Below are 12,126 nucleotides of genomic sequence, written 5' to 3'. Positions count from 1 at the left end.
TGGCCGGAGCGTGACCTATCTCGTCGGTCAGCAGGGGGCGTTCAGCCGGTGTTCAGCCGCATCTGGCTACGCCTTTGAAGGAAGACGAATGTTTTGCCAACCGGACGCAAGCGCTGGAAGGCAACTCTCGATGCAACAGACGGGACACCGTGAGGACAGAACGATGACTTTCCGCTCAAAACTTTTTGCAACCGTGGCGTTCCCGGTGCTTTCGGCCACCCTGGTCGCAACGCCGTCGCTCGCCGATGCCCTGATGAAGCCGTTCGAGGTTGCGCAGGAAAGCTCAGATCAGGGCCAGCCGAGCGAAGAAGAACTGCTTCTGCAACAGCAGCAGCAGGAGCAGCAGCGCGCGGCTGAGGAAGAAGCCCAGCGCGCGGCCGAAGAGCAGCAGCGTGCGGCCGAGGAAGAAGCCCAGCGCGCGGCCGAAGAGCAGCAGCGCGCGGCTGAAGAAGAGGCCCAGCGTGCCGCTGAAGAACAGCAGCGCGCGGCCGAGGAAGAAGCCCAGCGCGCCGCCGCAGAGCAGCAGCGTGCGGCTGAGGAAGAAGCCCAGCGCGCGGCCGAAGAGCAGCAGCGTGCGGCTGAGGAAGAAGCCCAGCGCGCCGCTGAAGAACAGCAGAAGGCTGCCGAGGAAGAGGCGCAGCGCGCCGCCGCAGAGCAGCAGAAGGCCGCTGAGGAAGAGGCGCAACGCGCCGCTGAAGAACAGCAGAAGGCTGCGGACGAAGAGGCGCAGCGCGCCGCCGAAGAGCAGCAGAAGGCCGCCGAAGACGAAGCCCAGCGCGCTGCGCAGGAGCAGAAGGCTGCCGAGGAACAGCAGCAGACCGAAGAGCAGCAACAGCAGCCGGCTGAAGAGCAGCAGGCCGAACAGCCGGTCGAGGGTGAAGCCGAGCAGCCGGCCGTAGCCGGCGAGGAGACGCCAGCCGAGACCGGAACGGAACAGCCGTCCACCGCCGAAACGGGGACGGATCAGCCTGCGACGACCGAGACGGGAACCGAACAGCAGCCCTCGACCGCTGAAACCGGCGAAACGCCGGTAACCGAGCCGGTGCCGGAAGTCGTCGATACGCTGACGGAAGAGCAGAAGCAGGAAATCGCCGAGGATCCGGGCCAGACCGACGAGACGGTCGTCCTGCCGGTTGAAAACGGTGCCGCCGTGCTCGACAGCGACAAGGACGCCGACAATTCCGGTGGCCAGACGAGCCGTGACGAGCGCCGCAAGAAGCGCGAGGAGCTGCGCGCCGAGGAAGAGGCTGCCCCGCTGCCGGAAACGGACGATTCGGCCCAGGCTGCGATTTCCGAAGAGGTGCGCGCGGCGGTGCCGCAGAAGATCGAGGCCGCGATCAAGGAGGAGGGCGAGCGTCTTGATGCCGCTCCTGTCTTCGAGGTGCCGCAGACGACCAACATCGTCAACAACACCATCGTGAACAATACGATCATCAACAACAATACCGTCAACAACAACAACACGACGATCGACAACAGCGTCACGCAGGTGAACGTTGTCGAGCAGATCGACAACCGCACGGTAATCGAAGTCGGCAACCAGCTGGTGGTTCGCGGCGACGACCGCCCGCGTCTGCGCCGCGATTCGGAAGAGGTCTACTACGACAACCTCGCCCGCGGCCGCGTGCGCGAGACGATCGTGCGTCCCGGCGGCGTCCAGATCGTGACGATCTACAACCGCTACGGCGATATCATCCAGCGCTCGCGCGTTGGCCGGGACGGGCGTGAACACATCCTCGTCTATGCGCCGGAACGCGGCGACGATTCGCCCCGTCCGGACTTCGTCGATGTCGGCTACGAGCTGCCGCCGATGCGCCTGCGCATTCCGGTACGCGACTACATCATCGACACGTCGAGCGATCCGGACCGCGACTATTACGACTTCCTCGCCGAGCCGCCGGTCGAGCGCGTCGAGCGCGTCTACACGATCGACGAGGTGAAGCACTCCGCCCGTCTGCGCGACAAGGTGCGCCGCATCGACCTCGATACGGTGACTTTCGCGACCGGCAGCGCCGAGGTGCCGATGTCGCAGGCCCGCACCCTGCGCAAGGTCGCCGATGCAATGGAGAAGGTTCTCGACAAGGATCCGGGTGAAACCTTCCTGATCGAAGGCCATACGGATGCCGTCGGTTCCGACAAGTCCAATCTCGTCCTGTCCGACCAGCGCGCCGAGTCCGTCGCAAGCCTGCTCACCGAGGTCTACGGCATCCCGCCGGAAAACCTGCAGACGCAGGGCTATGGCGAGCGTTTCCTGAAGGTTCGTACCGAGACCGCCGAACAGCAGAACCGCCGCGTCACCATCCGCCGCGTGACGACGCTGGTTCGCCCGGTCGCCCGCGCGAACTGATCTTCAGGCCATGAAATGCAGAAGGCCGCGGGAGAAATCCCGCGGCCTTCTTCCGTCTTGCCGTTTCTAGATCAGGCCGGTTTTGCCAGGCCGGTGACCGTGACGACGAAATCGGCGATGGTCTTCGTGTCGTCGAGGTCGAAGACGGGGAGCCTCGTGTCCGGCACCGCATGGTCGGCGGCGATGGCGGTGATGTAGGGGTCGTCGGGGGCGAGTGGCGTGCGGTTGGCCGCTTCCAGCCTGCGGGCTTCGATCTTCGGGATCGGCTCGCGCTTGTAGCCCTCGATCAGCACGAGATCGCAGGGGGCCAGTCGTGCGAGGATTTCCTCGAAGGAAGGTTCGGGTGCGCCGCGCAGCTCGTGCATGATGGCATAGCGCGTGCCGGAGACGATGGTGACCTCATTTGCGCCCGCCTGCCGGTGGCGGTAGCTGTCGGCGCCGACCTTGTCGATGTCGAAATCGTGGTGGGCGTGCTTGATGGTCGAGACGCGGTAGCCGCGGGCCACGAGTTCCGTAACGAGGCGGACGGCAAGGCCGGTCTTGCCGGAATTCTTCCAGCCGGCAATGCCGATGATTTTCGGTCGCGTCATCGTTCGAGCACCCAGAGCCAGTTCTCCGCCGTATCGAGATCGTCCGGCGTGTTGATGTTGAAGAAGGGATCGAACGCGCCGCGCGGGGTCTCGATCGTCGGGAAGAGGACCTCGCGCGCCTGCCGGCGCTCGAGATAACTGCGCACGCGCAGCGCTCCACCGCTGGCAAGCCAGGCGGAAAGGTCGTCGATGAGCGCAACGGGCCAGAGTGCGAAAACCGGATGCGGCCCGCTGGCCGATCGCGCAGCCACGATGCGCTCCTGCGTATCGACCGCGCGCGAAAGCCGCGCCACGAGATCGGTCGGGAAGAACGGGCTGTCCGTCGGCACGGTCGCGACGTGGCTCGCCTCGGGGTGGTTGCGTTTCACATGGTCGAGAGCCGCGAGCACGCCGCCGAGCGGACCGGACCGGGAGGCGTCGAGATCGGCGAAGACCGGCAGTTCCTCGCCGGGTTCCAGGAGGATGGGGCCATTGGTGTTGATGGCGAGCGACGAGACCTGCGGGCGCAGTCGCCGCGCGGCCCGATCGATGAGGGATGCGCCGCCGAGCCGGATGCGCGCCTTGTCCTGCCCCATGCGCGAAGACAGGCCGCCCGCCAGGATCACGCCCGGTATCGCCTGCGTCAGTGTCATCTCGCTCTCCCGGCAAACTCTCCCATAACGGGTCTATTCGGTGCGGCTTGCGTCGGCAAGCGCTGACTATGTCATGGGGATTCCGGTTTCGATCTTTGTGCGACAGCCTCCGTGCTGCGGCGGTTCTCGCGATAGAAGGTGTAGAGACCCGAGGCGACGATGATGACGAGGCCAACCGTCATCCAGAAATCGGGCATTTCACCGAAGAACAGAACGCCGATGGCGATGGCCCAGAGAAGGCTCGTATAGCGAAACGGCGCGATGAAGGAGATTTCGCCGAAACGCATGGCATTGACGATCGTCTGGTAGCCGACGAGCAGCAGAACGCTTGCGCCCGCCAGCCGGCCCAGCACGTCCAGCGGCATCGGTTGCCAGCCGCCCATCGGTACGATGAGGGCGCCGCCGACCACGGTGATGGTGATCGCCGTGACGGCGCTGATGAAGATGGAGGGAATGTCGCTATGGATCTTGCGGGTGGCCAGATCGCGCGCCGCTGCGCCGACGACCGAGGCGATGACATAGAACGCCGCCAGGGAGAAGCCGTCCGGCCCCGGGCGGATGACGATGAGCACGCCGGCAAACCCCGCGGTGATGGCCAGCCAGCGCCGCCAGCCGACCGTTTCACCAAGGAAGAGCGCGGCCCCGAGCGTTACGGCGAGCGGCAGCGCCTGCAGGATCGCCGAGGTATTGGCAAGCGGCATGGCGCCGAGTGCCGAGACATAGGCAAGCGAAGCGAAGATTTCCGACACCAGGCGCAGCGCCACGGCCGGCTGCAGGATGACCCGCCAGGAACCGAGCGCACCCATCCAGCTGGCGATGACGAGGACGAGGATACTCGTCATCAGGCCGCGCACGAACAGGATCTGCCCGGTGTTCATTGCATGGGTGACGGATTTGACGAGGGCGTCGTTGCAGGTGAAGGCCATCATGGCGATGACCATGAAAAGCGCGCCCCTGGCATTTCCGAATGGTTTCATGCCGGTGATTCCAAGCGTGTCGTCCTCCCTCATAGGACCAATACGAGTGGCTTGCCATCACCAGATTGTCCGGAACAACCAGGGCGAGTGGCAAAACCGTGGGCAAGTGGCGCATTTTTCGGCGGAAAAGCATGATGATTTCGCCGCAACAGCCTGGATTACTGCCGCTTATGCGAAGGCTTTCATTAAGCTTCGCCGCATATCGTAGCGTTACCCCAATGAACGATCGCATGATGCGACGGGTGAGGGCACGCCGCCTGGTGGAAGATCGGCCGAAGCCCCGACAGCAAACAACGGCCGCGCTCGTCCTGCGAGCCTGAGCGGCCGCTTCGGCTTTGAGAGACACCCGCGGGGATCTTGGTCGCCAAAAGAACCGTCGGGGAACCCATGTCTTTCATTGACCGCCTGCTCCAGCAGCGCCGCATCGTTACGAAGGTGCTGCTCTTCGTCATTCCTCTCGTCGCGTTGATCGCGGGCATCGGCCTCGTCGGATATTTCACCGCGAGCACGCTGAACGGCCACATGACGGTCACACGAGAGACGATCAACAGCCTGTCGCACTTCCAGAATTTGCGCAGCGGGTTGCAGGATTTCATCGACAGGCCGGGCCAGGAGAGCCGCGATGCGCTGAGCGCGCGGATCGACGAGCAGGAGGCCGGTATCCGGGATCTCGATGCCCTGCTGCCTGATGCGGCGGAAAAGGCGAAGATCGTCTCCGTCGTCGCGCTCGCCACGACCATGCGCGGCCAGACCGACACGCTCTGGTCCATCGACCAGGAGCGCAACGCCGTCACCGCCGATCTCGAAGGCGCCTTGGCCGCGATGGCCAGGGACGGCGAATTTGCCGAAAAGCAGATCGACGTCATCCGCAGCGAATCGGGCGAGAAGGAAGCCTTTGCCAAGGCGCTGCTCTTCGATGCCGCCGCCTATCAGGGCCTTGCCGAGCGGATCGGCAAGTTCCGCAAGCCCGTCGCGCTGGCGATGAAGCCCGATGACAAGGTGAAGGCGGCCGCAACTTACCTGCCGCAACTTCTCAAGCAGCTCGACGAATCCAGGGCGATCGCCTCGCCGAAGGCGCTTGAGCAGATCAAGCTGTTCGAAGCGGAAATCGCGACCGTGAAGGAAATCCTCGCCGGCAGCGACGATGCGGAGGCCAAGAAGACGAAGTTCGCGCCGGTGCTGGGCAAGCTGACGAAGTTCGATGCCGACTTCCTCAAGGAAGCGGGCAAGAATTCGGATACGGCCGCCAAGCGCTTTGTGGGTATGGATGCCGAGATCGCGCTGCTGAAGACGCTGATCACGCTGATGGGCGATACGTTCAAGGGCATCGACGAAACCCGTCTCCATATCAGCGAACTGCACCGCAAGCTCGATCAGGGCAGCCGCGACGCCGTGCTGGCGGATGTGAAGGCCGTTTCGGCAAGCGCCGACGAGCTGGCCAAGCTCGGTGCGAAGAATGCGGCGCTGCGCGACCTTTCGCAAAAGCTCGCGCCCTCGCTCGCCAGGATCGAGAAGGGGACGCAGGATCTCATCGCCGTGGGCGAGAAATGGCAGGCGGCGCGCGTCGCGGCGGGCGCCTCGGTCGCCGATGCCAGCCAGACGCTCGAACAGTTCGTTTCCAGCGCCCAGGAAGCCGGCAAGAAGGACAGCCAGCGCTCGGCGAACGTCTCCATCATCGCGATGGTGGCCGGAACGCTGCTTGCGATCATCGGCGGCCTGATGCTGGTCGAGACGCTGCGCGGACCGCTGAAGCGCGTCACCGAAGCCATGTCGCGGCTTGCAAGCGGCGATCTCGACATCAGTATCGACGGGCGCAACCGCGGCGACGAGATCGGCGACATGGTGCGCTCGGTCGCCGTGTTCCGCGATGCCGCCCGCGAAAACGTCCGGCTGGAGCAGGAGGCGCAGGTCCAGCGCCAGCTGTCGGCCGATGAGCAGGCGCGCCGCACCAGCGAGCGGGAGCGTATCGAGGCCGAGCAGACCGAAGCGCTCACCGCGCTGTCCGACGTGCTCGGCCAGCTCGCCGCCGGCAATCTCGAAGAGAGCATGACGGAGGCGCTCGCCGCCGAATATGTCGCCATGGCCCGCACCTACAACAACGCGGTCGAGGCGTTGCGCGCGACCCTTTCGGACGTGCGCGCCACGACGATGGAAATCAACGGCGGCGCCAGCAACCTTGCCGCTTCCGCCGACGACCTTGCCCGCCGCACCGAGCAGCAGGCTTCGGCGCTGGAGGAAAGCTCCCGGGCGCTTCGCCAGTTGACGGAGATCGTCCGCTCGACGGCGGAAAGTGCGCAGAAGACGGCTGTTTCCGTCGATGAAACGCAAAACTATGCCCGCCGCTCGGGCGAGGTCGTGGCGAAGGCCGTCGATGCGATGGGCGAGATCAACCGCTCCTCGGAAAAGATCGGCACGATCATCGGCGTCATCGACGAGATCGCTTTCCAGACCAACCTCCTGGCGCTGAATGCCGGCGTCGAGGCTGCGCGAGCCGGCGAGGCGGGGCGCGGCTTTGCGGTCGTCGCCCAGGAAGTGCGCGAACTTGCCCAGCGCTGCGCGGGCGCGGCGCGCGAGATCAAGGGCCTGATTTCGGAAAGTTCATCGCAGGTCCGCAACGGCGTCGGGCTCGTCAAGGAGACCGGCGAGGCATTGACGGTCATCAACGAGCACATCTCGTCGATCCATACGCTGGTCGGCAAGATCGAGGCGGCAGCCGCCGCCCAGTATGAGGGCATCAACGAGGTGAACCAGGCTGTGCATCAGGTGGAACTCATCACGCAGCAGAATGCCACGATGGTCGAGGAGAATACCGCCGAAATCCACGGCCTGCGCCGGCGCGTGCAGAACCTCAACGAGAAGATCGACCACTTCAAGACGCGCGACCTCGGTGAGCGGCCTGAAAGCGCCTATGGCGGACACTACGCGGCTTGAGCGACGGGTTCGTTTGAACGAAGCGGCCGGGTGAAAGCCCGGCCGTCTTGTCTCCGTAAGGCTCCTATTGAATGTCCCGCAGGAAATCCTGGAGGGGCGTGATCTTCTCAAGCTGTTTCTGATCTTTGAGTGTCTTGAGAACACCCGTAGACGGCTTGATCTCGACCGGTTTCTTTGCCCCCGCGATCACGGCTTGTTGGGACTCCAACTGCAAGGCGATAGTCACCTTGTGCTTGTCGGTCCGCTTCACGGTATTCGTCATGGAGGCGTCCGCGATGCCGAGGCCGTGTTTGACGGGCAACAACTCGATCTTGGGATTGACCCTTCCCGAGAGAATAGTCTGAAATTCGATGGTGTCCGTGAAAGTCGTGGTCTTGTCGCCCAGGCCCTTGCGCTCTATCCCGGCCATATCGTTGAGTTCGAGGAAGGTGCCGACGACTTCCTCCAGGCCGATCTTGCCTGTGAGCGGGTAGAGCGAGTTGTCAGCCTCGAGATTGGCGCAAGGATTTTCACCGTCCTTTTCCGCCGAAAGCTGTGCGAGTTCGGCGAATGTATCGACGATCTGGAAGCTTCGAGCTCCCTGGTTCTGACGCGTGATGCCTGCGCCTATGTCGAAGGTTCTCTTCCCGTTGCTGAAGGGGTTGAAAAGGTTGATTCCCAAGCTGTTGTCTTTGTGGACGGTGATGTCGAAACTGAAATCGTATCCGATGGCGCCTCCAGAATAGGTGTCCAGATATTTTCTCAGATCGCTGCTCAGCCGGGGCGGGTCCTTTTCGTCAAGGAGCGATGAAAGCTGTGCTTCCGCTACAAATGCCTTGTCGGTCCCGGTTCCCTTCTTCATGAGCGCGTCCCGCAGTCCGGCCAATACGGCGTCCCGCGCTTCGCACCGTATTTTCTGTACGATGGCCACGGTATTGCTTGTAACGTCGTCGGGAAGAGGGTGCACGGTGCAGCCGGCAAGCAGAAAAGCGGCGAGTATGACGGCAGCATTGCGTTCGTGGCTTTTCCGCATCGTGCGTTCCCCCGGTAATGTCCCCGTTCAGAGGATATTTGAGGGCGCGCGTTATGCAACTCTGCATGTTTGTTATCAACCGCTAAATTCCCGTTTTGGGGGAATTCGGTGCCGTGATGGCACGCAGGACGGCCAGGTCGGAAAACCTCGACAAGGCCGCTTTTCGACAGGGTCAGCCGCCGGTGACGCTCATGTGGCGGGCGACGGCGGGGCGGTTGCGGCGGTCGATGATGAAGTCGTGGCCCTTCGGCTTGCGGCCGATCGCCTCGTCGATCGCCTGCGAGAGCAGTGTGTCGTCTTCCGATGCGCGCAGCGGCAGGCGCAGGTCCGCCGCATCGTTCTGGCCGAGGCACATATAGAGCGTGCCGGTGCAGGTGAGGCGGACGCGATTGCAGCTTTCGCAGAAATTATGCGTCATCGGCGTGATGAGGCCAAGACGGCCGCCGGTTTCCGCGACCGTGACGTAACGCGCCGGGCCGCCGGTGCGATAGGCGTTTTCCGTGAGGGTGAACTCCTCGGCAAGCCGCGCGCGCATTTCCGACAGCGGCAGGTAGCGGTCGGTACGGTCTTCCTCGATCTCGCCCATCGGCATGGTTTCGATGAGGGTGAGGTCCATGCCGCGGCCGTGCGCCCAGCGCATCAGCTCGGGGATTTCGCGGTCGTTGAAGTCCTTCAACGCAACGGCGTTGATCTTGACCTTGAGGCCAGCGGCCTGCGCGGCGTCGATACCCTCGATGACCTTTGAGAGTTCGCCCCAGCGGGTGATGGTCTTGAATTTCTGCGTGTCGAGCGTGTCGAGCGAGACGTTGATCCGGCGCACGCCGCAATCGGCAAGCTCGGCGGCATGTTTTGCAAGCTGCGAGCCGTTGGTCGTCAGCGTCAGTTCGTCGAGGCGCCCGTCGTGCACCTGCTGGCCGAGTTCGCGCACGAGATGCATGATGTTCTTGCGCACGAGCGGTTCGCCGCCGGTAAGGCGCAGCTTGCGCACGCCCTTGGCGATGAAGGCGGAACAGAGCCGGTTCAGCTCTTCCAGCGTGAGCAGATCCTTCTTCGGCAGGAAGGTCATGTTCTCCGCCATGCAGTAGGTACAGCGGAAATCGCACCGGTCCGTGACCGACACGCGCAGATAGGTGACCGCCCGGCCGAAAGGATCGATCATCGGCGTGTCGGACTGTGAAAGCGCATTGGCGCCGGCTACGGGTCCTGCATACGAATTCAAAACACACCCTCCATTACCGACATGTCGTGCCTCCGGTGCGCAGCGTCAAGCCGATGCGGCGATTATGACAGCATTTTCAGCCTTGCACATCCCCAACATGCGGCATAGTCCTTCGCGAAATCGAATGGGAAAGGGAATGGCATGAGCGATCTCTGGCCGACTGAACTGCGCGTCTCCAAGGACCGTCAGCGCCTCGTCATCACCTTCAACGACGGCGCGAGCTTCGACCTCTCCGCCGAGCTCCTGCGTGTTTTTTCCCCCTCCGCCGAGGTACAGGGCCATGGCCCGGGGCAGAAGGTGACGGTGCCGGGCAAGCGCAACGTCGCGATCATCTCCATGACGCCGACGGGCAACTACGCCGTGCGCATCGGCTTCGACGACTTTCACGATACCGGCATCTACACGTGGACTTATCTCCGGGAGCTTGGGGAAAAAGGCGCCGATCTCTTCGAGGGATATGAGCGCGAGCTTGCGGAGAAGGGCATGAGCCGCGATATTTCGGAAAAGCCGCGATAGACCCTGGACGAGCTGCCGAAGGTATCGTCCACCCAGCAACGAACGGGAGATGCTCTTGGCCGCAGAAGCGAACGCAAACGATCTCACCCAGGTTGTCGTGCTGCTGGCGGCAGGGGTGGCAGCCGTGCCGGTGTTCAAGAAGATCGGGCTCGGCTCGGTGCTCGGGTATCTGGCGGCCGGTCTTGCGATCGGCCCCTTCGGCCTCGGCTTCTTCGCCGATCCGCAAGCGATCATTCACGTCGCGGAACTCGGCGTAGTGATGTTCCTCTTCATTATCGGCCTAGAAATGCAGCCTTCCAAGCTGTGGGGGATGCGCAAGGACATTTTCGGGCTGGGTGCGATCCAGGTGCTGGGCGCGATGGCCGCGTTGACGGGTATCGGTCTGTCCTTCGGGTTTCCGCTCATTCCTTCCTTCGTCGCCGGCACCGGTTTCGTGATGACGTCCACCGCCATCGTCATGCAGATGCTGCAGGAGCGCGGAACGATGTCGACGCTGAAGGGCCAGCGGATCATCGCCATCCTGCTCTTCGAGGATCTCGCCATCGTGCCGCTGCTTGCCATCGTCGCGCTGCTCGGCACGGGCGCGGCGGCGACGGATGCCTCCGACCGCTGGGTTTCGATCGGCATCGCAATCGGCGCCATCGTGGCGCTGGTGCTGGCGGGGCGCTACCTGCTCAACCCGCTCTTCCGCGTGCTTGCCGCATCCGGCGCGCGCGAGGTGATGACGGCGGCGGCGCTGCTCGTGGTGCTGGGCTCGGCGCTCGCCATGCAGGTCTCGGGCCTGTCGATGGCGATGGGCGCGTTCCTTGCCGGCGTGCTGCTTTCCGAATCGTCCTTCCGCCACCAGCTGGAGGCGGATATCGAGCCGTTCCGCGGCATCCTGCTCGGCCTGTTCTTCCTCGGCGTCGGCATGGCGATCGACCTGACGGTGATTGCCGCCAACTGGCAGCTCGTGGTGGCGAGCGTCGTTGGCTACATGGTGGCGAAGACCTTGCTGATCTATGTCGTCGCGCGGCTGCTCGGCGCCTGCCACGGCGAGGGGCTCGAGCGTGCCGTACTGATGGCGCAGGGCGGCGAGTTCGCCTTTGTGCTCTACGCGGCAGCGGTCGCCGCAGGCATCCTCAACGGCGAGGAGAATGCCATCCTCACGGCGACGATCATCATTTCGATGATCCTGACGCCGCTTTTCGTCATCCTGCACGACCGGCTGGTGCCGAAGCAGCAAGCGTCCATCGAGGGGCTGGCGCTGCCGGAGAATGTCGAGGGCACGGTGCTAATGATCGGCTTCGGCCGCTTCGGCCAGATCGTCAGCCAGCCGCTGCTGGCGCGCGGCTACACGCTTTCGCTGATCGACAAGGACGCGGAATTCGTGCGAGACGCCTCCGAGTTCGGCTTCAAGGTCTATTACGGCGACGGTTCGCGCATCGACATCCTGCATGCCGCGGGCGCGGCGACCGCCAGGGCGATCCTCATCTGCGTCGACGACAGGGAGGCGGCCGTGAAGATCGCCGAACTGGTGCACGAGGAGTTTCCGCTGGTGCCGCTTCTGGCGCGTGCCTATGATCGCGGCCACGCCATCGACCTCGTGCATGCGGGCGTCGATTTCCAGATCCGCGAAACCTTCGAATCCGCCATGATCTTCAGCCGCGAGACGCTGAAGGCGCTCGGCGAGGACGAGGAGATCGCCGCCGACGTGGTGGAGGAGTTCCGCGATACCGACAGGGAGCGCCTTGCGCTCGAAACCGTCGGCGGCATCTATGCCGGCCGCCAGCTGATCCGCGGCAATGCGCAGCCCGCCGACATCATCGCGGCGCGCACCGCGCGCGAACGTGCGGCGGCGGAGCGGCTGCACCACATGCAGGAAGAGACGGATTGACGCCCTGCAATCCGCTTTCACACCGC

Annotated in this window: 9 protein-coding genes; 4 read left to right on the top strand and 5 right to left on the bottom strand. The window is 63.9% G+C overall.

Going from position 1 to position 12,126, the window contains the following annotated elements:
* Positions 1–163 precede the first annotated feature (163 nt).
* On the top strand, positions 164–2,347 hold the full coding sequence (locus tag WA950_RS13960; RefSeq protein ID WP_424552296.1) for an OmpA family protein: 2,184 nt from the start codon (positions 164–166) through the stop codon (positions 2,345–2,347).
* 71 nt (positions 2,348–2,418) lie between these two features.
* Here the strand turns inward: WA950_RS13960 and mobB are convergent, their stop codons facing one another.
* From mobB to WA950_RS13945, 3 genes are all read right to left on the bottom strand, one after another.
* Positions 2,419–2,937, bottom strand: a complete 519-nt coding sequence (gene mobB / locus WA950_RS13955) for a molybdopterin-guanine dinucleotide biosynthesis protein B (RefSeq protein WP_424552295.1) — start codon at positions 2,935–2,937, stop codon at positions 2,419–2,421.
* Positions 2,934–3,569 (bottom strand): molybdenum cofactor guanylyltransferase MobA, encoded by a 636-nt coding sequence (mobA, locus tag WA950_RS13950; RefSeq protein ID WP_424552294.1) that lies wholly within the window; start codon positions 3,567–3,569, stop codon positions 2,934–2,936. Before mobA ends, mobB begins: the two co-directional genes overlap by 4 nt.
* 71 nt (positions 3,570–3,640) lie before the next feature.
* Positions 3,641–4,546, bottom strand: a complete 906-nt coding sequence (locus tag WA950_RS13945; protein ID WP_424552293.1) for a DMT family transporter — start codon at positions 4,544–4,546, stop codon at positions 3,641–3,643.
* Between the two features lie 387 nt (positions 4,547–4,933).
* Between WA950_RS13945 and WA950_RS13940 the strand changes: the two genes are divergently transcribed.
* Positions 4,934–7,477 (top strand): methyl-accepting chemotaxis protein, encoded by a 2,544-nt coding sequence (locus tag WA950_RS13940; RefSeq protein ID WP_424552292.1) that lies wholly within the window; start codon positions 4,934–4,936, stop codon positions 7,475–7,477.
* 64 nt (positions 7,478–7,541) lie between these two features.
* On the opposite strand, the gene WA950_RS13935 is transcribed toward WA950_RS13940, so the two are convergent.
* Positions 7,542–8,489 (bottom strand): hypothetical protein, encoded by a 948-nt coding sequence (locus tag WA950_RS13935; RefSeq protein WP_424552291.1) that lies wholly within the window; start codon positions 8,487–8,489, stop codon positions 7,542–7,544.
* A 172-nt stretch (positions 8,490–8,661) separates the two neighbouring features.
* The gene (moaA, locus tag WA950_RS13930) at positions 8,662–9,648 is read right to left on the bottom strand and encodes a GTP 3',8-cyclase MoaA (RefSeq protein ID WP_424552409.1); all 987 of its coding nucleotides are present in this window, start codon (positions 9,646–9,648) and stop codon (positions 8,662–8,664) included.
* Between the two features lie 201 nt (positions 9,649–9,849).
* Here moaA and WA950_RS13925 point away from each other — a divergent pair, with 201 nt between their 5' ends.
* Together WA950_RS13925 and WA950_RS13920 are read left to right on the top strand one after the other, a co-directional pair.
* A complete protein-coding gene (locus WA950_RS13925) occupies positions 9,850–10,224 on the top strand; it encodes a gamma-butyrobetaine hydroxylase-like domain-containing protein (protein ID WP_424552290.1) in 375 nt (124 codons plus the stop codon).
* A gap of 49 nt (positions 10,225–10,273) precedes the next feature.
* Complete coding sequence (locus WA950_RS13920) at positions 10,274–12,100, top strand: monovalent cation:proton antiporter-2 (CPA2) family protein (RefSeq protein WP_424552289.1); 1,827 nt, start codon at positions 10,274–10,276, stop codon at positions 12,098–12,100.
* Positions 12,101–12,126: the final 26 nt, after the last annotated feature.

This window comes from Shinella sp., from assembly GCF_049651085.1.
GTDB lineage: Bacteria > Pseudomonadota > Alphaproteobacteria > Rhizobiales > Rhizobiaceae > Shinella.
This window is presented reverse-complemented; position numbering and strand designations above follow the sequence as displayed.

Excerpts from the sequence above, each read along its gene's own strand:
- WA950_RS13960 (WP_424552296.1), top strand. The coding sequence starts at position 164 with ATGACTTTCCGCTCAAAACTTTTTGCAACCGTGGCGTTCCCGGTGCTT.
- mobB (WP_424552295.1), bottom strand. The coding sequence starts at position 2,937 with ATGACGCGACCGAAAATCATCGGCATTGCCGGCTGGAAGAATTCCGGC.
- mobA (WP_424552294.1), bottom strand. The coding sequence starts at position 3,569 with ATGACACTGACGCAGGCGATACCGGGCGTGATCCTGGCGGGCGGCCTG.
- WA950_RS13945 (WP_424552293.1), bottom strand. The coding sequence starts at position 4,546 with ATGAAACCATTCGGAAATGCCAGGGGCGCGCTTTTCATGGTCATCGCC.
- WA950_RS13940 (WP_424552292.1), top strand. The coding sequence starts at position 4,934 with ATGTCTTTCATTGACCGCCTGCTCCAGCAGCGCCGCATCGTTACGAAG.
- WA950_RS13935 (WP_424552291.1), bottom strand. The coding sequence starts at position 8,489 with ATGCGGAAAAGCCACGAACGCAATGCTGCCGTCATACTCGCCGCTTTT.
- moaA (WP_424552409.1), bottom strand. The coding sequence starts at position 9,648 with ATGATCGATCCTTTCGGCCGGGCGGTCACCTATCTGCGCGTGTCGGTC.
- WA950_RS13925 (WP_424552290.1), top strand. The coding sequence starts at position 9,850 with ATGAGCGATCTCTGGCCGACTGAACTGCGCGTCTCCAAGGACCGTCAG.
- WA950_RS13920 (WP_424552289.1), top strand. The coding sequence starts at position 10,274 with ATGCTCTTGGCCGCAGAAGCGAACGCAAACGATCTCACCCAGGTTGTC.